Genomic DNA, 22,711 nt, shown 5'->3' on the forward strand with positions numbered 1-22,711 from the left:
TTAACGAGTGAAATATATCCAAATCCAAGGCGTCGAAAAGAAGATTTCCCGATTGTTCATGGGGACGGGGGATTTAAGGAAGCTGGAGGAACCGCAACAGATCATGCTGGATGCGTATATCCAAGCTGGAGGCAACGCCTTCGATACCGCTCATCAATATCGAGGTAGGGAGCTCGTTCTCGGCCAATGGCTGGCTGAGAAGGGACTTCGGGAACGGATGGTCATCTTAACGAAAGGCGCTCATCACGATGACGGGAGCCCAGGACCTCGCGTGAATCCCCAGGCAATTCGGAAGGACTTGACGGAAAGCCTGGAGAGGCTAGGCACTGAATATGTCGATCTATACGCGCTTCACCGCGATGATCCGACCGTTGCGGTCGGCCCGATTATCGAAGAGTTGAACGAGCATATTCAAGCGAAGAGAATACGCGCAATTGGAGCCTCGAACTGGTCCTACAAGAGAATTCAAGAAGCGAATGAATACGCTGCTTACCGCAACTTGACAGGCTTTTCCTTCAGCAGCCCGAATCTGAGCCTGGCCAAGCCTCTCGAAGCCAGGTGGGAGGGTGCCATCTCGGCGGACGAGGAAACGTGCGAATGGCACGCCAAGACTCAACTGCCGTTGCTCGCTTGGTCCGCACAAGCGGGTGGATTCTTCTCTGGGAACTTCGCGCCGGATAAGCGGACGGACGAGGAAATGGTCAGGGTATACTACAGCGACAATAACTGGGAGCGGTACCGCCGTGCCGTGAAGCTGGCGGAAGAAAAGGGCGTTACTCCGATCCAGATTGCTCTATCGTACGTTCTTTACCAGCCATTTCCAACTTGTGCGATTATCGGTCCGCGCAATCCGGATGAGTTCCAATCCTCGATCGAATCAATGAATCTTGAGCTGAGCCCTCAGGAAGTCGAATGGCTAGATCTGAAAAAGGGGGATATAGCATTATGATCAGACATAAACTTGCAGCCCAGCTATTCACCTTAAGAAACGAAGTGAAGAAGGATTTCGAGGGTGTTCTTAAAGATTTACGCAAAATGGGATGGGCGGCCGTTCAAATCGATGGTCTACATGGATACCCCGCCCGGGATATTGCTGCGGTGATGAAGGAAGCAGGCTTGAAGACCGCCGGCATGCATGTCGGCTTGGAGCGGATGAAGCATGATCTGAATGCCGTGCTGGAGGAAGCCCTCCTGTTCGATACGAAAGATTTCATCTGCCACTCGCTGCCGGACGGTCTTCAAACGCCCGAAGGGTACGCGAGCGTAAAGAAAGACTTACTGGCTGTTGCCGCCAAAGTCGACGGCACGGGATATCGGGTCGGTTACCATAATCATGACTTTGAATTTCACACGACGATCGACGGGAAATTCGCACTGGAATATTTATTGGAGGATACTTCCATATATGCTGAAATCGATACCTATTGGGTTCTGAAGGCCGGCCATGATCCGTTATCATTTATCCGGAATTATGCTTTCCGTATGCCGATCCTTCATTTGAAAGACATGACCTCAGACGGCCGGCAATATTTCTCCGAGATTGGAAGTGGCCTCATTGACTTTGCGCCGATTTTGAAATGGGGACTGGAAAGCGGCGTTGAATGGTTTGCGGTGGAGCAGGACTATTGTCCGGGCAATCCGATGGATAGCTTGGCTACCAGTTTGGAGCATCTCTTGAAGCTTGAGAAAGTCCTTTGATTTAATATCCCGGGAAAAAGGTGAGGATAAACATGTTGTTCACAGAAAAGAAGCTGGAAGCGAGGCTTTTCGAATTAAGCGAAACCCGTTATCGCGACGTTATGCCTTTGGAGAGCTTTTCTGCCGTTGAAGACGAGGCCGGTGCAACGGGAGCCCGGCCGCCTGCCCAATCACCTGAGTTTGAATTAAAAACCGGCGAGACTTGGAAGGGACGCGACCGTTATATTTGGTTATCTAGTAACGTCGAGATTCCCAGGGATTGGTTAGGAAAAACCGTTCTCGGACGCTTCGACTTCGGAGAGACAGGCGGGGGAAACAACGACGGCTTCGAGTCGCTGCTTTACTGGAACGGCGCTCCATACCAAGGCGTCGATTCCAACCATCAAGAAGTATTCCTGCCGGATGAAGCTGTCGGGGCGGTTGGCAGAATGGACATCCGCTTATGGTCGGGTCTGGATGGCGGAGGCAAGCCGCGCGAAATGAAGCACACGGTGAGCCGGGCCGAGCTGTGCTGGTTGGACGAAAAAATCGACGATTTCTACTATACGGGCCGAGCTGTGCTGGAAACGATTCAAGCGCTTGGCCCCGCGCATCCCGATCGAGTGGGTCTCGTTAAAGCGCTTGACCGTGCTTTTCTTGTAGTGGATTGGTCCGAACCGGGTTCCGATACCTATCGCGAATCCGTTTACGAAGCTCGCGAGCAATTACTGGCGGAACTGAACCGTTTCGAGAAGCATCACCCCGTTACGGTTACAACCATCGGTCATACCCATATCGACGTGGCTTGGTTGTGGAGACTGAAGCATACGCGCGAGAAATGCGCCCGTTCGTTCTCAACCGTTCTTCGCTTGATGGAAAGGTTCCCGGATTACGTGTTCTTGCAGACGCAGCCACAGTTGTACGCCTACATCAAGCAGGATTACCCAGAGATTTACGAGCAAATCCGCGAGCGCGTGCGTGAAGGGCGTTGGGAAATTGGCGGAGGTATGTGGCTCGAAGCCGATTGCAACCTGACTTCTGGAGAATCATTGGTCAGGCAATTTCTGTTCGGAACCCGATTCATCCGCGAGGAATTCGACGTGGAAAGCACGTATTTATGGCTTCCCGACGTATTCGGATACAGTTGGGCATTACCGCAAATTTTGCGGAAATCCGGCTTCGATACGTTCATGACTACCAAAATCAGCTGGAACCAATTCAACAGAATGCCGCACGATACGTTCAAATGGCGGGGAATCGACGGATCGGAAGTGCTCACGCATTTCATCACGACGCCGGATGATTGGGAGGAAGCTAACTCCTTCTTCTATACGTACAACGGATTGGTCACGGCCAAGACGGTTAAAGGGGCTTGGGATGGCTATCAGGAAAAAGAAGTGAACCAAGAACTGCTCCTTTCCTATGGCTACGGAGATGGCGGCGGAGGCGTGAATCGAGAAATGCTCGAAATGCGTCGGCGGCTGGATAAGATGCCAGGCCTGCCGAACGTGAAGACGGGACGCGCGGATGAATACTTCGGGCGGCTGCAACAAACATTCAAGGAGACGGATCGCTACGTTCACACCTGGGACGGCGAGTTGTACCTTGAGTACCATCGGGGAACTTACACGAGCCAAGCTCACAATAAACGGATGAATCGGAAGCTGGAGCTTCTTTATCGTGAGACGGAATGGGTAAGCGCATTGGCCGGCGTTCTGAAAGGGAATTGGAGCGAGTACCGCCAAGAGAAGCTGAATCAGGGCTGGACGATTATCCTACGCAATCAGTTCCACGATATTATTCCAGGTTCCTCGATTAAGGAAGTTTATGAAGACAGCCGCGAGGAGTATGCCGAAGCGATGTCCATCGCAACGGACGTTTGGTACCAAGCGGCAGCCGTCGTAGGGGACCGGAAAACAGAAGGAACGTTTACCGTGCTCAATAGCTCTCCCTGGGAACGTAACGATTTGCTTGTCATCAAGGTAGACAACGTTCCTGCAGGAAGCGTCTGGACGGATGTGGAGGGGAATGACATATTATCCCAATACTCCGATGGCCGTTGGATTGTGGCCGCGTCCAAGGTGCCTTCGTTAGGATTCGCGGCCATACACTATAAGGCTGAATCGACGCAATTGTCCGTTGCCTCAGCAGATATTCCTTTCCAAAAGGAAGGACGCGTGCTGAAGACGCCTCATTATGAAATCGAGTGGAACGAAGCCGGACAACTATCCCGGATTTACGATCTGGACAATCGTCGGCACGTACTCGCACAACATTCCCTTGGCAACGTGTTGCAGGTGTTCGAGGATAAGCCGCTTAACTTCGAAGCTTGGGATATCGATATTTTCTACCAAGAGAAAATGCGAGAAATTTCCGAATTGGTTTCCGCGGAGCTTGTTGATGCTGGACCATTAGCGGCCGTCGTAGAGTTCAAATGGCGTTTCGCGAAGTCCGTGATCACGCAGAAAATGATGGTCTACGCCAGCAGCAGACGGATCGATTTCCGCACGCATATCGATTGGCAGGAGCATCAGCAGCTTCTCAAAGTCGCCTTCCCGGTAGACATCCGTTCAACGGAAGCCACTTACGATATTCAGTTCGGGAACGTCAAGCGTCCGACGCATTGGAATACGAGCTGGGATTGGGCACGCTTCGAGACGGTCGGGCACCAATGGGCCGACTTGTCCGAACGCGGCTACGGCGTGAGCTTGCTGAACGATTGCAAATACGGCTATGACATCAAGGATAACGTCCTCCGCCTGTCCTTGTTGAAATCGGCCATCAGCCCGGACCCGGATGCCGATATTGGAGAACACGAGTTCGTGTATGCTCTCTTCCCGCATGTAGGAGATTGGTATGCAGGCGGTACCGTGCAGGAAGCTTGGTCGCTCAACAATTCATTGACGGCTTATGAAGGAGCCCCCGTTAGGGACGCGTTCTCGCTGTTCCGCTTGTCCGCCTCTAACGTAATGGTGGATGCGGTAAAAAAAGGGGAAGATGGGGATCATCTCGTGCTGCGCATCCATGAATTCGCAGGCGTTCGGTCGATGGTCCGGTTGGACAGTGATTTCCGCATCGTTTCCTTGCAGGAATGCGATCTCATGGAAAAGCCGTTCGGTGCGGCTTTGTCTTCGGTTGCTGAGTTCGAGCTGAAGCCTTATGAAATCAAAACCTTTATCGTTCATCTCCAAGTCTGATTTTTCGAGCAAGGAAATGAGATTCGAGTCGGAAGCCCGTACGTTCCCTACGGAATTGCGGGCTTCCGCTTTATTCACCATTATAGGGAATCATCCAAATTTATAATAAACCGAGGTTTTGCTAATGAAAACCATTCGATTGACAATGGCACAGGCATTGCTTAAATTTCTGGATCAACAGTACATTTCCGTAGATGGAGAAGAAACCAAATTCGTCCGGGGAGTCATGGGTATATTTGGACATGGCAACGTGATCGGAATTGGCGAAGCGCTCGAACGGGAATCCGGCAAGCTGATTTTTCTGCAAGGCAAAAACGAGCAAGGGATGGTTCATGCCGCGACGGCGTATGCCAAGCAGAAGAACCGTCTGCAAATATTCGCTTGCACGACGTCAATCGGTCCCGGTGCTCTGAACATGATCACCGGCGCTGCAACCGCTACGGTAAACCGTATCCCGGTTCTGCTTCTGCCGGGCGACAACTTCGCCTCCCGTCAACCAGATCCCGTTTTACAGCAATTAGAAGTACCCAGCGACTATTCGATATCAGCGAACGACCCATTTAAGTCGGTTAGCAAGTTCTGGGACCGCATTGTCCGTCCGGAGAAGTTGATGTCCTCGCTGCTTCAGGCGATTCGTGTGTTGACCGATCCCGCGGATACCGGCGCCGTAACGTTGGCTCTGCCGCAAGATGTTCAAGCGGAGGCTTATGATTATCCGATGGACTTCTTCGACAAGAGAGTTCATAGACTGGATCGCCGTCCGGCTGCGCCTCAGGCTATTGAGCGAGCCGTTGAACTGATCGCAAGCAAGAAGAAACCGCTCATTATCGCAGGTGGCGGTGTTCATTATTCCGGAGCAGAAAAGGAACTGCTGGCATTCGCTGAAGCTTTCGGCATTCCGATAGCAGAGACGCAAGCAGGCAAAAGCGCGGTTCCTTGGAACCACTCTCTCAGCCTTGGAGGGGTTGGCACTACCGGCACCTTGGCAGCGAACCGGATTGCGGCGGAAGCCGACTTGATTATCGGCGTTGGCACGCGTTATTCCGATTTTACGACGGCTTCCAAATCCGCTTTCCGCTCCCCGAACGTCGCTTTCCTGAACTTAAACGTAAGCGCGTTCGACTCGATCAAAATGCAAGCGGAGTTTGTGACCGCGGATGCTAGGGTATCGATCTTAGCCCTTCATGAGCAACTGTCGCAAAGCGGTTATCGTTCTGGATACGAGGAAGGTTACGTGAAGGGGCTCAAAGCTGAGTGGGACGGAGAGGTCGACCGTCTTTATTCGCTGGAGAGCTCCAAAGGCTTCACGCAGACGCGTGCTCTTGGCGTCGTCAACGGGTTCATCGGTTCGAAAGACGTCATCGTCGCGGCCGCAGGAAGTTTACCGGGCGACCTGCACCGGGTGTGGAGAACGACCGAATCGAAAACTTATCATATGGAATACGGCTTCTCCTGTATGGGATACGAGGTCAGCGGTGCTTTCGGCGTAGCGCTCGCGGAGCCGGAGCGTGAAGTCTACGCGGTCTTAGGCGACGGAAGCTACCTAATGCTTCATTCGGAGCTCGTGACCGCCATTCAGGAAGGCGTTAAGTTTACTGTTCTGTTGTTCGACAACCACGGCTTCCAATGCATTCATAACCTCCAGCGCGGACACGGAAGTGACGGCTTTGGCAACGAGTTCCGTTTCCGTTCCAAGGAAACGGAACGTTTGAACGGCAATTATATGCCGATCGATTTCGCAGCCCATGCTCGCAGCTTGGGTGCCGCTTCCTATACCGCACGCAATGCGGAGGAATTGGAACAGGCGCTCAGTCAGGCGAAAGCCGAGCAAGGGCCTGTCCTAGTCGAGATTAAGGTACTGCCAGGCACGAACACTGGGGGCTACGATTCTTGGTGGAATGTTGGTGTGCCGGAAGTGTCTAAGGATGACAAGGTATTAAAGGCGCATGCCGAGATGCAGAAGCGGATTCAAGCGGCACGGCCTTACTAACGGACAAGAAAGAAGGGATCTCGATGATGCCCGTAACATTCGCATCCGGCAAATCGCTCGATTTCGTGGCGATCGGCCGTCTATGCATCGATTTGAATGCGAACGAAATCAATCGTCCGATGGAAGAGACGATGACTTTCACTAAATATGTCGGTGGTTCCCCCGCCAATATCGCTATAGCCATGTCCCGCTTGGACATGAAGTCGGCCTTTATCGGTAAAGTGGCCGACGATCAAATGGGACGTTATATCCTCCAATATTTACGCGACAATGGCATCGGAACGTCAAACATCATAACGGATCGGACCGGGGCCGTGACCGGCCTGGCTTTTACGGAGATTAAAAGTCCAGAGGACTGCAGCATCCTTATGTACCGGGATAACGTAGCCGATCTGTTGCTTGAGCCAGCCGAAGTGGACGAATCGTTGATCGCCGCAAGCAAGGTGCTTCTTGTATCCGGAACGGCTCTCGCGAAGAGTCCTTCGCGGGAAGCGGTGCTGCTGGCTCTCCGGTATGCGCGCAAGCATGGCACGAAGGTCGTATTCGACATCGACTACCGACCTTATACTTGGCATAACCCGCAGGAAACGGCGATTTATTATCACGCCGCTGCGGAGAAGAGCGACATTATTATTGGAACCCGCGAGGAGTTCGACATGTTGGAGCAGTTCGACGGCAAGGCCGAACGAAGCGACGAAGTGACGGCCGCGCAATGGTTCGACCACTATGCGGAAATCGTCGTCATCAAGCACGGCAAGGACGGCTCGATAGCTTACGCCAGAGACGGAAGCTCACACAGGGGTTCGATTTTCCCCGCGAAGGTCATCAAAACTTTCGGAGCGGGCGACTCTTACGCCGCAGGTTTTATTTTCGGACTCATGAAGGGATGGAGCATCCGCCACAGTATGGAATTCGGCAGCGCGTGCGCTTCCATCGTCATATCCAGCCACAGCTGTTCGGATGCCATGCCGACGTTTATACAAGTAGAAGAATTTATGCGAGAATCTGAGGAAGCTTAAATTGAGAGGAGAATACCCAATATGACCCAAACCAACGCGCATGTAGCGATCACAAATTTCATCGGCGGTCGATGGGTTGCTTCCGCTTCGGGCATGACCAATGCGGTATTCAATCCGGCTACCGGCGAAACGATCGCCCAAGTTCCCCTGTCTTCTAGGGAGGATGTTGACGCAGCCGTGCTGAACTCCAAAGAAGCTTTTGCCTTATGGAGTCGAACGGCTGTTCCGCGCAGAGCGCGAGTCCTGTTCAAGTACCAGCAGCTGCTAGTCAACAATTGGGAAGAGCTGGCCCGGATCATCACCATGGAAAATGGCAAAAATTACTCGGAAGCTTACGGAGAAGTCCAACGCGGCATTGAGTGCGTGGAGTTCGCGGCCGGAGCGCCTTCGTTAATGATGGGGAAGCAGCTCTCCGACATCGCCACGAACGTTGAATCGGGCATGTTTCGCTATCCAATCGGCGTTATAGGAGGCATTACGCCGTTTAACTTCCCGATGATGGTTCCTTGCTGGATGTTTCCGCTGGCCATCGCTTGCGGAAATACCTTCGTGCTCAAGCCATCCGAACGCACGCCGTTGCTTGCAAACCGCTTGGCTGAGCTATTCAAAGAAGCAGGTTTGCCGGACGGGGTTCTTAACGTGGTTCATGGAGCGAACGACGTCGTGAACGGGCTCCTCGAGCATCCAGATGTTAAAGCGATATCGTTCGTCGGCTCCCAACCGGTTGCGGAATACGTGTACAAAACCGGGACCGCTCACGGTAAAAGAGTTCAGGCGCTCGCTGGCGCCAAAAACCACAGTATCGTCATGCCGGACGCCGATTTGGACGGTACGGTGCAGCAAATCATAAACGCTGCATTCGGATCGGCGGGCGAGCGATGCATGGCCTGCGCGGTCGTAGTAGCCGTTGGCGAGGTTGCGGATCCGCTCATCGAGAGGCTGGTTGATGAGGCCAACAAACTGACGATTGGCAACGGGATGGATAAAGACGTATTCCTGGGTCCCGTAATTCGCGGTCCCCATAAGGATCGCGCGCTGGATTATATCGAAGCGGGCGAGAACGAAGGGGCCTCATTGCTCCGCGACGGCCGCACCGATACGGTAGTCAACGGCGACGGTTACTTTGTCGGACCGACGATCTTCGATAACGTGACGAGCGAAATGAAAATATGGAAAGACGAAATCTTCGCTCCGGTTCTATCGATTGCTCGAGTTAACACATTGGAGGAAGCGATCGAACTCTCCAATCGGTCCGTTTTTGCTAACGGCGCTTGTCTATTCACCCAAGACGGCAGCAACGTTCGGAAATTCCGCGAAAACATTGATGCCGGAATGCTCGGCATTAATCTAGGCGTACCCGCGCCGATGGCGTTCTTCCCGTTCTCGGGTTGGAAGAAATCGTTTTATGGCGATCTGCACGCCAATGGTACTGACGGAGTGGAATTCTATACGCGCAAGAAAATGGTAACGGCCCGCTGGTAAGCGGGAGTCTCGACTGGAGAGGGAAGGAGTGAATCCCATGGCTCTGGTATCGATGAAAGCGACGCTGCAAGAACCATTAGCCAGACAATACGCGGTTGGTCAGTTCAATCTGAATAACCTTTAATTCACGCAGGCAATATTGCTGTATTGGTGCCAAGGGGCTACCACTCGGTATACGCCCCTCCGGGCTATGAGGTTTATTATTTGAACGTCATGGCAGGGACGAAGAGATTGTGGAGGATCCACAATGATAAGGATCACGCCTGGTTGGCAAGAAAAAATTCATGAGACAGAAATCGATGATCGCAGGAATTATGAATTAAACGATCAGCGCAGAAGCGAGGGGCCCCTTTGAATTTAATTCAAAGATTAACAAGCCCACAAGGACGCACTGTCGTACGTAGTTTGACAAAAACAGTATTAGGAGCAGCGTAACGCGTCTCCGCTCACACGGTTCCTGCTGCAGGAACCGTGTGAGCGGAGACGTTTTTCTTTTTGTTAAAAATTAAATTTTACATTTGTTCATTATTTGATGAGTGATAGACAGCGTAAATGGGTAAAATATTAAAATAGTTGGTGAAAAGGTGGGATTCGGTGTTTCTTGTCTTCATTAATGAACATAAGTCCATATGTATATTTACATATGATCAAATTCATGCTAAACTAAGTTTGTATTTGAGGAATTCGTATATGGGGAAGGGGAACAGGTCATGTTAAATTTGTCTGGAATGATTGATCATACGCTGCTGCGTGCCGACGCGACAAAAGCAGAGATCGCTAAGCTGACGGAGGAAGCGAAACAATATGAATTTGCTTCGGTTTGTGTAAATCCGACTTGGGTCGCTTTTGCGGCTGAGCAGCTAGCCGGAAGCAAGTCCAAAGTTTGCACGGTTATCGGCTTTCCATTAGGGGCATCGACGAGCGCCGTTAAAGTTTTTGAAACGAGCAACGCGATTGCAAATGGTGCAGATGAAATTGATATGGTCATCAATATTGGCGCCTTGAAAGATGGCAACGATGACTATGTGGAGCAGGACATTAAAGCAGTTGTTGATGCGGCTGCAGGCAAAGCGATTGTGAAGGTCATTATTGAGACAAGCCTGCTCACCGATGAAGAAAAGGTTCGTGCATGCGAGCGTTCAGCGAAAGCCGGGGCTGATTTCGTAAAAACCTCGACAGGCTTCTCCACTGGTGGAGCGACAGCTGAAGATGTAGCGCTCATGCACAAAGCAGTCCAAGGCAAGCTCGGAGTGAAAGCATCGGGCGGCGTACGCGGACTTGAGGATATGAAAAAAATGATCGAAGCAGGCGCAACTCGCATTGGCGCAAGCTCTGGTGTAAAAATAATGCAGGGCGAGCAATCCAGCGCCGCTTATTAATGAAGTAACCATAGAACACGGTGCTGCTCCTTTCCGAAGGGGCGGCCCGCTTTTCACGGTAAATACAAGAGCGGAGGCATCAACATAGCTTTGTAAGCGCTCTATTCAGCCAGTCAACTTCCATAATCATGAAAAAATAGGAGGCGGCAACTATGAAATACATCGTAGCTTTATTAGGCCTGCTGGTTGTGCTAGGATTGTCCTATATCGTCAGCAACAATAAGAAAAATATTCGTTTCAAGCCGATTGCCATCATGATCATTTTGCAGGTGGTTCTTGCCTTTGTCCTATTAAATACGATTGCGGGCGCGACCTTGATTAAAGGTTTTTCCGGCGTATTTGAACAGCTGCTTTCCTACGCGCAGGAAGGAATCAACTTTGTATTTGGCGGTATTTTAAATGAAGGACAATTTTCCTTCTTCCTGTCGGTACTGCTGCCCATCGTCTTCATATCCGCGCTAATTGGCATTTTGCAATACTTAAAAATCCTTCCTTTTATCGTAAAGGGCATCGGATTTGTGTTAAGCAAAGTGAATGGCATGGGCAAGCTGGAGTCTTATAATGCGGTTGCTTCAGCTATTTTAGGCCAATCGGAAGTATTCATTTCGGTCAAAAAGCAAATTGGCCTGCTGCCGAAGCATCGCCTGTATACGCTGTGCGCCTCGGCGATGTCCACCGTATCGATGTCGATCGTCGGCTCGTATATGCAAATTTTGGACCCGAAATATGTCGTGACCGCGCTCGTACTCAACCTGTTCGGCGGCTTTATTATCGCTTCGATTCTTAATCCGTATACGGTAGAGGAAGGCGAAGACGTGCTGCAAGTACAGGAGGAGGGGGAGAAGCAGACCTTCTTCGAAATGCTGGGTGAATATATTATGGACGGCTTCAAGGTTGCGATTATCGTCGCCGCGATGCTGATCGGTTTTATTGCCCTCATTGGCATGGTCAATGGTTTGTTTCTTGGCATTCTCGGTATTTCTTTTCAGCAAATCCTTGGATTTATTTTCGCTCCTTTCGCTTTTATTATGGGAGTACCGTGGAAAGATGCCGTTGATGCGGGAAGCATTATGGCCACGAAAATGGTATCGAATGAATTTGTAGCGATGCTCGAAATTAGCAAATATCCTGATCTTTCGGCCAAAGGAGTCGGCGTCGTATCGGTGTTTCTCGTTTCTTTTGCGAATTTCTCCTCCATCGGCATCATTGCAGGCGCGGTAAAAGGCTTGCATGAGAAGCAGGGCAATGTTGTTGCGCGCTTCGGCATGAAGCTGCTTTATGGCGCAACGCTCGTCAGCGTGCTGTCGGCGACGATTGCAGGGATTTTCATTTAGACGAAGCAACTAAGTAACTAATTAACGAAGCAGAGGAGATATTTCAATGAGCGTTCATATTAATGCACAGCAGGGCGACATCGCCGAAACGATTTTATTGCCAGGCGACCCGCTAAGAGCGAAATATATTGCGGATACGTATTTGGAAAATGTAACATGCTACAACGAAGTGCGCGGTATGCTGGGCTTTACAGGAACGTACCAAGGCAAGCGTATTTCCGTGCAAGGAACAGGCATGGGCGTACCTTCCATCAGCATTTATGTCAATGAGCTCATTCGTGAATATGGGGTGAAAAATCTCGTTCGTGTCGGCACATGCGGCGCCATGCAAAAAAGCGTAAACGTGCGTGAGGTTATTTTGGCGCAAGCGGCTTGTACAGATTCCAGCATGAATCGCCACGTATTCGGCGGCTATGACTTCTCGCCAATTGCCAGCTTTGAGCTGCTAAAGGCGGCTTACGAGCGCGGCGTAGCCAAAGGCCTCAAGCTGCATGTCGGCAATATTTTCTGCTCGGACAGCTTCTATCGGGATGATAAGTCCATTGTCGAGAAGCTGATGGAGCACAATGTGCTTGGCGTTGAGATGGAAACGACGGCGCTTTATACGCTCGCTGCAAAATATGGCGTCAATGCACTGACGATTTTGACCGTAAGCGACCACCTGCTGACGGGCGAGGAAACGACTTCTGCTGAAAGACAAAGCACATTTAATGACATGATGGAAGTGGCGCTGGAAACGGTAACTTCCCTGTAATAGGCAAGGTAGCCTGGCTTATAGCTATTATTTTAAATCGTGAGGAGAATGCAGCATGAGAATGGTAGACCTAATTGAGAAAAAACGCGATGGTGCAGTGCTGAGCGCTGAAGAAATTAACTTTTTTATTCAAGGATATACGAAAGGCGAAATTCCTGATTATCAGGCCAGCGCAATGGCAATGGCGATTTTCTTCAAGGATATGACGGAGCAGGAGCGCGCTGATTTAACAATGGCAATGGTTAATTCCGGCGATACGATCGATCTGTCGGCCATTGAAGGCGTGAAGGTAGACAAACACTCCACTGGCGGTGTTGGCGATACGACGACGCTCGTTCTAGCCCCACTCGTTGCAGCGCTGGATATTCCAGTTGCGAAAATGTCGGGACGCGGCCTCGGCCACACCGGCGGAACGACAGATAAGCTTGAAGCGATTGCTGGCTTTCACGTTGAACTGGAGAAGGAAGAATTCGTTCGTCTCGTGAACAAGGATAAAATCGCGGTCGTCGGCCAATCCGGCAACCTGACGCCAGCTGATAAGAAGCTGTATGCGCTGCGCGATGTTACAGCTACCGTCAACTCCATTCCGCTAATCGCAAGCTCGATCATGAGCAAAAAAATCGCTGCCGGCTCCGACGCTATCGTGCTTGACGTGAAAACAGGCGCAGGCGCCTTCATGAAAACGGTAGACGATGCGAAGGAGCTTGCGCACGCAATGGTGAGCATCGGCAACAACGTTGGACGCAAAACGATGGCGGTCATTTCCGACATGAGCCAGCCGCTGGGCTTTGCAATCGGCAACGCTTTGGAAGTAAAGGAAGCGATTGATACGCTGCAAGGCAAAGGTCCAAAAGATTTGGAGGAGCTTTGTCTGGCGTTAGGGCGTCAAATGGTCTATTTGGCGAACAAAGCAAGCTCGCTGGAAGAGGCGGAGGAAATGCTGAAGGAAGTTATTCGCAATGGCAAGGCGCTGGAGAAATTCAAAGTGTTTATTGCCAATCAGGGCGGCGACCCTTCGGTTGTTGACCATCCGGAGAAGCTGCCGCAAGCGGCTTATCTGATCGAAGTTCCAGCGAAGCAGGATGGTGTCGTAGCAGAGATTGTTGCGGACGAAATCGGTACAGCAGCGATGCTGCTGGGCGCAGGACGCGCGACGAAGGACTCGGAAATCGATCTGGCAGTAGGCCTGATGCTGAATAAAAAAGTCGGCGACACCGTCAAAGCCGGCGAATCGCTCGTAACCATTCATGCCAATCGTGAAAATGTGGACGATGTGCTCGCGAAAATATATGACAATATCCGTATCGGCGATAAAGTCGAAGCTCCTGTCTTGATCTACGGAACTGTAACCGAGTAGAAATAAAGCCATTTGGATATAAAATGGAAACCGCCATCCGGGTGCAAGTGCTGCCGGGATGGCGGTTTTTGTGCTGCTTGGAAACGGCTGGGCAACTGTTTATAAACGGTTTATAAGGTCAAGTAACCGAAATGCTTAACCTACAAATACTTAACAACTAAAATATTTGACAATAAGGTAAAATGCCCTTATTATATGTGAGGGGACAGATGTCCATTGGGAAATAAGTATGTAAGTCATCTTGTGTTGATAGGCTAGAGGGGGAGAATAAATGTCGCAAACAGCATCGAAGGGCGGCGCAGAGCCTGAATTCCGCTTGGCAAGCATCATCGTACCGATGATCGCCATTATTTCAGGCATATTTATGGTTATTTTGGATTCAACAGCGATGAATGTCGCGTTGTCCAGGCTCGTCATTGATTTTAATACCGATTTGCCAACGATTCAGTGGACGGTAACGGGCTACATGCTGGCGACGGCGGCGGTCATTCCGCTCTCGGGCTGGCTTTCGGATCGTTTTGGGGCCAAAAATATATTTTTGGGCTCGGTTGTAGCCTTCACCTTGGCATCCTTGCTATGCGCATTGCCTAGCAGCGCCGAGTGGCTCATTGTATTTCGGATTATTCAAGGCCTCGGCGGCGGCTTCGTTATGCCGGTTGCTATGGCTTATGTATTTCGGCTAAGCCCGCCGAATAAGGTGGGGCAAGTTATGGGGATGATGGGCGTGCCGATTTTGCTCGCGCCTGCGGTTGGTCCGATTTTGGCCGGCTGGCTCGTGGAATATCATTCCTGGCACTGGATATTTCTGATTAACATTCCGGTCGGCATTTTCAGCCTTATATTCGGCCTTTGGAAGCTGCCGAAGACGGAGCGCAAGCAGGTAACCGGCATTGATATTCCGGGCATGATTTTAGGGCCGCTTGCTTTTGCTTCCTTATCTTATGGGGTTACGCAAGGCGCGGAAAGCTGGTCGTCCGATAAGACGATTGGCGGGCTTGTTATCGGCGGTATCGCGCTCATCGCGTTTATTATCGTAGAGCTGCGGTCAAAAACGCCACTGCTGGAGCTTCGCGTGTTCCGCTCGGTCGACTTCTCGTTCAGCATTTTTGTGCAGTGGCTGCTGCAATTTTCACTTTTCGGCGCGATTTTCCTGCTACCGCAATTTTTACAGCAGGCACGCGGCTACGGCGCCTTTGATACGGGGCTTACGTTGTTCCCACAGGCGCTTGCTTCCGCATTTATGATGCCGATTGGCGGCTATTTATTTGATAAAATCGGGGTAAGATGGCTTGTCGTTATCGGCCTCAGCCTCGTATCCGGCGCGATATTTCAATATACGCAGGTTGATTTGACGACTGAGGGCAGCGACTTGCTGCTTCCGCTCATTATGGCGGGCATGGGCTCGGGCCTTATGATGATGCCGCTCAACTCGCATTTGTTGCAAAAAGCGCCGCGTGACCTCGTCAGCCGGGTAACATCGCTGACAAGTGCTTTGCAGCAAGTTGTTAGCTCCTTCGCGGTTGCTACTTTAGTTACGGTGCTCTCGTCACGAGTTAAGACGCTTATTGTAGATCAACAGCTGCCGCTTACTACGCCTGCAGAAGTACAGAAAGCGACGCTTGCTGTAGCGCCGGAAGCCTTCGGCTATACGTTCGGTATTATGCTAGTCATTGCCATCGTCGGCATTTTCCTCGGCTTGTTCCTGCGCAGAGTGAAAGTACAGGCTGGAGCAGAAGAGCAGAAGAGCAAGCAGGAATTGGGGCTTGAGGGACTGCATTAATTCAATTCAATTCAATTCAATCTAGCTTACGTCAGACGCCTGGTTCGCCAGCGGCGGTCTGGCGTCTTTTTTTATTGTTCAGTTGAACAGCCTGCGAAAATTGTAAGTGTTGCATTTGCCGGTCAAAATGGGATACGTTTTGTACTTATTACGTAGTCATGTTCCGCTGCCCACTTCACAAGGCCATTCCAGAAATTTTCACAAGCTGAAATGATCTTTGGAGGTTCTGATAACTCACCAGACATAACCATTCGCACAACATTGTCAAATCCTTCTGGACGACAAGGCAGTTCTAATGCCTCTAGTAGAACCATTGAGCCAGTCGAGAAGAGTTTTTGGTTGTGTAACCCGACTAACATAGCTCCGTATTGGGCAAACTCCACTGCCAAGTATGGCAAGTAGGTGTAGGAGCCAGTTATACTGACGTTTCTAAGTTTCCCAACAAATTCGTACATTTCCCCTACAAGGACTTCGTTGATTGAACACCGGAAATCTTCCCTTGCTGGTGATTTGGCAGCTTCCTTCAATCTTGGGAAAAATCCTTTGGGATCATATAAGCTAAGTTGAGAAAAGAATGGCCCATGCGTCAATGGCCAACTTCCTTCAACAGTAGAGGCGGTTTTAAGGAGAACGTCCTCCCTACAAATGCCGACTTCTGCTTTCCAAGGCCCCGCCGACCATTCATAGCTAAAATCTACGGGTTCGCTTGATTCACTTAGTACGCAAAACATCTCAATGTCTGAGAAAGGGCCGTCTGTGCCTCTGGAAACAGAACCGTATACTCCAATGGCAACGATTTTTTCTCCGTACACCTCGTGTAATCTCGAAGCAATTTCGTGGCAGGTTTCAAGTCTTTCGTTTCGAGAAATATTTACAGGTCCATTCATGTGCATTAGCGTGTCTCTCCCTTTGATTTATTTGGGTGAATATTCACTAACACATGGATGGAGGACCTCGGGCTTAACGGGGGACTATTTTTGGATGCATTTGATTTCCTCCTACAAATTTTTTATGGTAATTGTACCCAATAAAATGAGTTTTCGCAAGGTGTGAAGGGGGCTCTCGATGTCGCCAGTTCCTTGTCGATCTCTACTATAGCTGCCCGAGCTGCCCGGCAGGATAATGAATATGCTTCTAGAATTATAGTTGTAGGAAGGTAGTTCAATTTTTAGACTGAAAGGGTAGGAGAAAATGGTTGAATACAGAATGGCAGCTCCGAATGAGCGTGATGAATACATAGATTTAGCCAACTATGCTTTTAGCTTAGATTTTGAAACTCTGATGCCCAAAGCGTATGAAAAAAGCGTAGATTCTTCAGCGATGCATATGGTTGCTGCGGATGAGAAAGGCAGGCTGCGCGCACAGGTGGCCGTTTTTCCAGAGCCTATGACGGTATGCGACTATACGCTGCGAACCTGCTATTTGGGTACCGTATCGGTCCATCCTCGTGCGCGTGGCGAGGGGCATATGAAGGTGCTCATGAACATGTGGCTTGAAAAACTGCGCGATACGTATGATATGGTCGTATTATATGGCCAACGACAACGATATGAGTATTTTGGCTTCACTCTTGGCGGTGTAAAGTTCAAGTATTTCGTGGGAGAGGCCAATGTGCGCCATGCCTTAGGACAGGTGAACGACACAGGAATATCCTTCTGCCCGTTATTCGAGATTGAAGGAGCAGAAGCCTTTGCGCATAGCATGAACACCTCGCGGCTTGCTTATGTTGAACGGAACGTACAGCAATTGCCACTTATTTTCAACACTCTTCATCAAAATGCGCTGGGCGTCCTGGATAATGGTAAGTTGATCGGGTACTTGATCGTAAACGAAGCAGGCGATGAAATATCTGAATTCGCGATGGAAAATAAGGACGATATTTCGCGGACTATCAAGGCTTATATGCAATATAGCAGAGCAGAGCGGATTTCTATTTTTACGCCAGAATATGACATTTATCTGAATTCGACTCTGGGCAGCCTTGCTGAAGACTATGTTATCGAGACATCCGACATGTATCATATTCTGGATTTTGCCAATGTATTGAAGGCTTATCTGACTCTTAAGTTCAAGACCACAGGGATTGTCCAGGGGGAGTTCTCCGCAGTCATGGACGGTCAACCGATTACTGCGCGAGTGGATGCGAGCGGCGTGACTGTCGAGCGTTCTGCTAAGCAAGATGCAGTTGTCCTTACTAAGCAGCAGGCTCAGGCGCTTCTGCTTACACAGCACAGTCGTTATATGGCAGTTACTGCGCCCGCAGGATGGTTTCCACTACCGATATTCTGGTACAAGATTGATAAATACTGAGACAATTTGAATGGGAATCTGTTATATACCGGTGCCATTGCAGAACAAGAAACAGTATCATTTAGAAACTACATATCTAACGAGAATCTTCTTGAATATACAAATAAGATGTTAGAGTTAGAGCAAAGTAAACTATTAAAGGGAGTAAATCGTGTGATTTCGGCTTGGAAAATGAATTCAAGGAAGCAGAGTTCAAGAAACGTGATGAAAATCTCTACTACGTAAGTTTACCATTTTCAAACCAAGGGTCTGGAATGAATCTTCAAGTGTTGGTTCAAGCTGAAAAAAAGGCATTAAAAATCGTTGATTTGTATTTTGGAAACAAAGATGGTGTAGATACGATTGCAACAGGACATCCCGCTGATAGAAAGCTTTATGATCCAAAACTATGGGATGACCAAGTATGGGTTGATGGTGTTTTTGAAAAGCTTGAAAAAATAGGAATTTGAACGGAATTTCACTCTGGAAGGAATTTTTCAAGGAGTGAAGCGTTAGCAAATAGCCAAACCAAAAGCGCCTTGCCTGCATAACACAGGGCAAGGCGCTTTTCCCGCTGGTGTCTCCCATTCAGCCTAACGGTTTTGCCCTGATTCCCGATATTACCTCATTGTTACCCGATTGGATGCTTGCGGAGAGCAAAGCAGCGGCATGTGCACGCAATAGCTCCCGGATAAGCTCCATAAATGCAATCCCCCTTCTGCTTCGGATTATACATTCTATTAAAATGGCACGGAGATGTGCTAGTCTCTTAATCTATCAAACGAAAGTTGGTGAATATATCGGTTATGGTCAATGGACTAGAGGGATCTAGCCTTTCAGCTGCCTGCGGTAATCCGTAGGGGACACGCCGATAATCTTCTTAAACAGCCGGGAAAAATAATACGGGTCCTTAAAGCCGAGCGACAGGCTGACCGCCTTCACGCTTTGGTCGGTAAGGTCAAATAGCTGGCCGGCCCGCTGCATCTTCATCCGCAAATAATAGTCAATTGGAGCATAGCCGGTAGATTGCTTAAATAGATGATTAAGATGCTGCTTGGAAATGCGTGTTCGCGTAACCAAATCCTCTAAGGTTAAATGGCCCTCCAGCTGTTCCTTCATATATTGTATAGCCTGTTCAATATAGGCGAGCATTTTCTCATCCTGCTTGCGCCGTGGAATGAGCGAAATGAAGCTCAGCAAATAACGAACCGTTTGCGAAATATGCAGCTGATGAATAACCGAATAGGATTTGGCCGACAGCAGCTCGTAGCATTGGTTAAATAGCTCGACGATTTTCTCTGCCTCCGGCAGCGACACGTGAAGCAGCGCTGCCTCAAGGCTAAGGCTTTCCAGCAGCTGCACCAGCTCCTCGCCGCGAAAGTGAAACCAGTAGATGCTCCATGGGTTCGCCGTGTTGGCTCCGTAGCTATGAGGGGTGAAGGCGGGAATGATGGAGACGGTTTTTTCCGTTACTTGAATCGTCTCCCCGCTGCCGAGCTTAATCCAGCCCTCTCCATTCGTGCAATAGATGAAAATATAAGAATCGCAGCCTTTAGGCCGCTCTCGATAATGATGCTTGGCCCGGTGAAAATAGCCGATATCCGTTACATAGGCTTGGCGAATAATCGGATGGCTGGTCATCTCCTCCAGCTGGTAGGGGGGCAAAACAATCAGCTTCTCCGTCTCGAAGCCTTGTGTTTTTTTGTTGAGCATGGTGAAGCAAGCCTCCTCGTTCCTTATGGTTATATTGTAAGCGGAGGGGGTTTCCAGCCGCAAGCGCTGCATTCGCGCAAAATCAGAATATGCTCCATTAGGAACAGACAATTGTCAATGGAAAGGCGGGCGCAGGCACGGTACAGTGGAGGAAGATAAAGGAGGTAACTGCGTAATGAGTAAGCATCATTTTGCTATAAAACTGAATGAGTACAATAAGGAAATTACGACGGGCATATTGTCGAGCAATAATGGAAGCAATCCGAAAGGGGAAAGCTTCGGTTTTACGAATTTTTACATGACGCGCAATGGTGAGCCGTTTATTCCGATTGTCGGCGAGTTTCATTTTTCCAGATTCTCTTATTTGTATTGGGAGGAAGAGCTGCTCAAGATGAAGGCGGGCGGTGTGCACATAATCGCAACCTATATATTTTGGAATTACCATGAGGAAAAGGAAGGGCGCTTTAATTGGAATGGCAACCGCAATCTCCGCCATTTTATTGATCTTTGCGCGAAGCTTGAGCTGCCGCTCGTGCTTCGAATCGGCCCTTTCTGCCACGGCGAGGTGCGTAATGGCGGCATTCCGGATTGGGTGTTCGAAAAGCCGCTCATCATTCGCTCGAATGATGAGCTGTATTTGAAATACGCAGCACGTCTGTACCGCGAAATAGCAAGGCAGATGAAAGGCTCGCTGTTTCAAGACGGCGGCCCCGTTATTGCGATTCAGCTCGAAAATGAATTTATGCACTGCGGCGCTCCGCTGGACTCATGGGGCTATAAAAACGGCGTATTCATGTCTTCAGGCACGGGCGGCAATGCGCATTTGGACAAGCTCAAAGCGATTGCGGCACAATCGGGCATTCGCCCGCTGTTCTTTACAGCTACTGCATGGGGAGGAGCAGCGGTGCCTGAGACGGACACGCTCCCGATGCTTGCAGGCTATGCGTATACGCCATGGATTCCAAATCAGCCGCCGAGCGGCGAATATATTTTCCGCGATCTGCATGGATCGCCAATGGAGCAGGTCAATTATCCTTCTGCACAATATCCGGTGGCCTATTGCGAGATGGCAGGAGGTATGCAGGTCAGCTACACGGCTCGGCCGCATGTGAGCCCGGACAGTGTGGAAGCGATGACGCTTGTGAAGCTGGCTAGCGGCAGCAATCTGCTCGGCTATTACATGTATCATGGAGGCTCAAATCCGCGCGGAGAAAATGGTTTTCTCAATGAATACGGCTTGCCGAAAATAACGTATGATTACCAGTCTCCGCTGGGCGAGTTTGGACGCATTGGCGAATCATATGACCGTATTCGTACGCTCAGCCTATTCATGGAAGCTTACGGGGCAAGCTTGGCGCCAATGGGAACGGTACTGCCGGAAGGACAGGCGGAGCTGCAGCCTGAAAATACGGAGACACTGCGTTATTGCCTGCGGCAAAAGGATGGCTCAGGCTTCTTATTTCTGAACAATTTTCAGGATCATGTGGACATGCCTGATCGGGAAGATGTAAGTGTGACGTTGGAATCGTCCAAAGGGCAGGCGAGATTTCCTCATACGGGCAGCTTGCGATTAAAGCAAGGAATTAGCGCGGTGCTGCCGTTCCACTTGGAAGCAGCAGGCATTCATATCGTTTCCGCTACCGTTCAGCCACTGACGAAGCTTACGAATACAGAGAACCTGCTGCTTGTTTTTTATGCGCATGAGGGCCTGATCCCAGAGCTTGTTATTTCCGAGGAAATGGTCGCGGGTGTAACGAGCGATGGTGGCGGTATAGTGGAGCAGCAAAGCGGAGTTTATATTGTACATCCGGCAGCAGGCAAACAGCATTTAACTGAAGTAAGGCTTAAAGACGGAAATGTCGTCCGTATCCTTATCCTTTCTAGAGAAGAGGCGCTGGGCACATATTGCCTCCGCTTGTGGGGAGAGGAACGCCTGCTAATCAGCGACAGCCATCTCTATGTATCCGGCGAGCAGCTTATTTGCACCTCGCCTGGCAAGGCGGAATGGCAAGTTGCCATGTATCCGGCAGCCGCAGCGGATATTAAATCAAGCCAAGGCAGTCTTTCTCCAGCAACCGAAGGCTTGCTCCAGCTTTATACGGTGAAGGTAGCAGCTTATGAACCGCAGCTTCTCATCAACAAGACGTCAAATCGTCATGCGGCTGTGCAAATCGATGCGGCTTGGCCAGACCAAGTAGCTGATTTGTTTCTTCATATTGAATACGATGGCGATGTAGCCGCTGCGTATTTGAATAATGAGCTGCTGACGGACCATATCCATTATGGCCAAGCATGGCCCATTGGGCTGAAGGGCTTCCAAAATGAACTGCTGGATAATGAGCTGCAGCTCGCCATTACTCCCATACGAAAAGGTACAACGCATACGTTTGTGAATCAGGCGTTCGTGGAGCGCTTTGAAGGCGTGGAAATCGCAGCGTTTCATGAGATTAAGGCGGTGCCGCATTATGTGACGGCGTTGTCTCAAGTGTTCAAATAAGCCGCTAATGGAGGGCGACAAGCAGGCACGTCAGTGTCCCAGCAGGCAGCAAACGCTGGGAAACAGGCGTGTTTGCTGTCGTTTTTAAGCGTTTTTTGACGGAAAAGGTACTAATTTATATATGACTTTGTCCTTAATATTGAGGGTACTGCAAAGGAAGAGGTCTGGCTTATGATGAATATATAAGCTTGGCGACGGATTTGAGCCACGGCGCTGCAACAGCGACGAACCATAAACTTAAGG

16 protein-coding genes and 1 pseudogene are annotated in these 22,711 nt (G+C 50.0%); 15 read left to right on the top strand and 2 right to left on the bottom strand.

Annotation, left to right across the window (positions count from 1 at the left end; translation table 11 throughout):
* Window positions 1-7 precede the first annotated feature (7 nt).
* From MHB80_RS09835 to MHB80_RS09890, 12 genes and pseudogenes are all read left to right on the top strand, one after another.
* Window positions 8-949 (top strand): aldo/keto reductase, encoded by a 942-nt coding sequence (locus MHB80_RS09835; RefSeq protein ID WP_341281964.1) that lies wholly within the window; start codon window positions 8-10, stop codon window positions 947-949.
* Entirely contained in the window at window positions 946-1,698 is a 753-nt protein-coding gene (locus MHB80_RS09840; protein ID WP_341281965.1) for a sugar phosphate isomerase/epimerase, read from the top strand. The genes MHB80_RS09835 and MHB80_RS09840 overlap by 4 nt, the downstream gene beginning before the upstream one ends.
* Window positions 1,699-1,730: 32 nt before the next feature.
* Window positions 1,731-4,874, top strand: a complete 3,144-nt coding sequence (locus MHB80_RS09845) for an alpha-mannosidase (RefSeq protein WP_341281966.1) — start codon at window positions 1,731-1,733, stop codon at window positions 4,872-4,874.
* A gap of 124 nt (window positions 4,875-4,998) precedes the next feature.
* Window positions 4,999-6,864 carry a 3D-(3,5/4)-trihydroxycyclohexane-1,2-dione acylhydrolase (decyclizing) gene (gene iolD, locus MHB80_RS09850; RefSeq protein WP_341281967.1) on the top strand — a complete coding sequence of 622 codons (1,866 nt, stop codon included), beginning with the start codon at window positions 4,999-5,001 and terminating at the stop codon, window positions 6,862-6,864.
* Between the two features lie 23 nt (window positions 6,865-6,887).
* The gene (gene iolC / locus MHB80_RS09855; protein WP_341281968.1) at window positions 6,888-7,883 is read left to right on the top strand and encodes a 5-dehydro-2-deoxygluconokinase; all 996 of its coding nucleotides are present in this window, start codon (window positions 6,888-6,890) and stop codon (window positions 7,881-7,883) included.
* A 21-nt stretch (window positions 7,884-7,904) separates the two neighbouring features.
* On the top strand, window positions 7,905-9,365 hold the full coding sequence (locus tag MHB80_RS09860) for a CoA-acylating methylmalonate-semialdehyde dehydrogenase (RefSeq protein ID WP_341281969.1): 1,461 nt from the start codon (window positions 7,905-7,907) through the stop codon (window positions 9,363-9,365).
* A 141-nt stretch (window positions 9,366-9,506) separates the two neighbouring features.
* Window positions 9,507-9,653: pseudogene (locus tag MHB80_RS09865) on the top strand (5-deoxy-glucuronate isomerase); the annotation flags it as partial.
* Between the two features lie 422 nt (window positions 9,654-10,075).
* On the top strand, window positions 10,076-10,744 hold the full coding sequence (gene deoC, locus MHB80_RS09870; RefSeq protein WP_341281970.1) for a deoxyribose-phosphate aldolase: 669 nt from the start codon (window positions 10,076-10,078) through the stop codon (window positions 10,742-10,744).
* A gap of 152 nt (window positions 10,745-10,896) precedes the next feature.
* Window positions 10,897-12,078: a nucleoside transporter C-terminal domain-containing protein gene (locus MHB80_RS09875; RefSeq protein ID WP_341281971.1), complete on the top strand. Its 1,182-nt coding sequence runs from the start codon at window positions 10,897-10,899 to the stop codon at window positions 12,076-12,078.
* A gap of 46 nt (window positions 12,079-12,124) precedes the next feature.
* Entirely contained in the window at window positions 12,125-12,832 is a 708-nt protein-coding gene (gene deoD, locus MHB80_RS09880) for a purine-nucleoside phosphorylase (RefSeq protein WP_338555475.1), read from the top strand.
* 55 nt (window positions 12,833-12,887) lie between these two features.
* Window positions 12,888-14,189: a pyrimidine-nucleoside phosphorylase gene (locus MHB80_RS09885; RefSeq protein WP_341281972.1), complete on the top strand. Its 1,302-nt coding sequence runs from the start codon at window positions 12,888-12,890 to the stop codon at window positions 14,187-14,189.
* 271 nt (window positions 14,190-14,460) lie between these two features.
* Window positions 14,461-15,969 carry a DHA2 family efflux MFS transporter permease subunit gene (locus MHB80_RS09890; RefSeq protein WP_341281973.1) on the top strand — a complete coding sequence of 503 codons (1,509 nt, stop codon included), beginning with the start codon at window positions 14,461-14,463 and terminating at the stop codon, window positions 15,967-15,969.
* A 122-nt stretch (window positions 15,970-16,091) separates the two neighbouring features.
* Here the strand turns inward: MHB80_RS09890 and MHB80_RS09895 are convergent, their stop codons facing one another.
* On the bottom strand, window positions 16,092-16,862 hold the full coding sequence (locus MHB80_RS09895) for an ANT(4')-I family aminoglycoside nucleotidyltransferase (protein ID WP_341281974.1): 771 nt from the start codon (window positions 16,860-16,862) through the stop codon (window positions 16,092-16,094).
* 298 nt (window positions 16,863-17,160) lie between these two features.
* Between MHB80_RS09895 and MHB80_RS09900 the strand changes: the two genes are divergently transcribed.
* Window positions 17,161-18,279 carry a GNAT family N-acetyltransferase gene (locus MHB80_RS09900; RefSeq protein WP_341281975.1) on the top strand — a complete coding sequence of 373 codons (1,119 nt, stop codon included), beginning with the start codon at window positions 17,161-17,163 and terminating at the stop codon, window positions 18,277-18,279.
* Between the two features lie 164 nt (window positions 18,280-18,443).
* Window positions 18,444-18,728 carry a hypothetical protein gene (locus MHB80_RS09905; RefSeq protein WP_341281976.1) on the top strand — a complete coding sequence of 95 codons (285 nt, stop codon included), beginning with the start codon at window positions 18,444-18,446 and terminating at the stop codon, window positions 18,726-18,728.
* Window positions 18,729-19,086: 358 nt separating this feature from the next.
* On the opposite strand, the gene MHB80_RS09910 is transcribed toward MHB80_RS09905, so the two are convergent.
* A complete protein-coding gene (locus MHB80_RS09910; RefSeq protein WP_341281977.1) occupies window positions 19,087-19,971 on the bottom strand; it encodes an AraC family transcriptional regulator in 885 nt (294 codons plus the stop codon).
* A 175-nt stretch (window positions 19,972-20,146) separates the two neighbouring features.
* On the opposite strand from MHB80_RS09910, the gene MHB80_RS09915 reads away from it, so the two are divergent.
* Window positions 20,147-22,468 (top strand): beta-galactosidase, encoded by a 2,322-nt coding sequence (locus tag MHB80_RS09915; protein WP_341281978.1) that lies wholly within the window; start codon window positions 20,147-20,149, stop codon window positions 22,466-22,468.
* Window positions 22,469-22,711 lie beyond the last annotated feature (243 nt).

Origin of the sequence: Paenibacillus sp. FSL H8-0537, from assembly GCF_038051995.1 — a bacterium.
Lineage (GTDB): Bacteria > Bacillota > Bacilli > Paenibacillales > Paenibacillaceae > Pristimantibacillus.

What these genes read in the sequence shown, in the direction of transcription:
- MHB80_RS09840 (WP_341281965.1), top strand. Translation starts at nt 946, where the DNA reads ATGATCAGACATAAACTTGCAGCCCAGCTATTCACCTTAAGAAACGAA.
- iolD (WP_341281967.1), top strand. Translation starts at nt 4,999, where the DNA reads ATGAAAACCATTCGATTGACAATGGCACAGGCATTGCTTAAATTTCTG.
- MHB80_RS09900 (WP_341281975.1), top strand. Translation starts at nt 17,161, where the DNA reads ATGGTTGAATACAGAATGGCAGCTCCGAATGAGCGTGATGAATACATA.
- MHB80_RS09890 (WP_341281973.1), top strand. Translation starts at nt 14,461, where the DNA reads ATGTCGCAAACAGCATCGAAGGGCGGCGCAGAGCCTGAATTCCGCTTG.
- iolC (WP_341281968.1), top strand. Translation starts at nt 6,888, where the DNA reads ATGATGCCCGTAACATTCGCATCCGGCAAATCGCTCGATTTCGTGGCG.
- MHB80_RS09860 (WP_341281969.1), top strand. Translation starts at nt 7,905, where the DNA reads ATGACCCAAACCAACGCGCATGTAGCGATCACAAATTTCATCGGCGGT.
- MHB80_RS09910 (WP_341281977.1), bottom strand. Translation starts at nt 19,971, where the DNA reads ATGCTCAACAAAAAAACACAAGGCTTCGAGACGGAGAAGCTGATTGTT.
- MHB80_RS09845 (WP_341281966.1), top strand. Translation starts at nt 1,731, where the DNA reads ATGTTGTTCACAGAAAAGAAGCTGGAAGCGAGGCTTTTCGAATTAAGC.
- MHB80_RS09895 (WP_341281974.1), bottom strand. Translation starts at nt 16,862, where the DNA reads ATGCACATGAATGGACCTGTAAATATTTCTCGAAACGAAAGACTTGAA.
- deoC (WP_341281970.1), top strand. Translation starts at nt 10,076, where the DNA reads ATGTTAAATTTGTCTGGAATGATTGATCATACGCTGCTGCGTGCCGAC.
- MHB80_RS09885 (WP_341281972.1), top strand. Translation starts at nt 12,888, where the DNA reads ATGAGAATGGTAGACCTAATTGAGAAAAAACGCGATGGTGCAGTGCTG.
- MHB80_RS09915 (WP_341281978.1), top strand. Translation starts at nt 20,147, where the DNA reads ATGAGTAAGCATCATTTTGCTATAAAACTGAATGAGTACAATAAGGAA.
- MHB80_RS09875 (WP_341281971.1), top strand. Translation starts at nt 10,897, where the DNA reads ATGAAATACATCGTAGCTTTATTAGGCCTGCTGGTTGTGCTAGGATTG.
- deoD (WP_338555475.1), top strand. Translation starts at nt 12,125, where the DNA reads ATGAGCGTTCATATTAATGCACAGCAGGGCGACATCGCCGAAACGATT.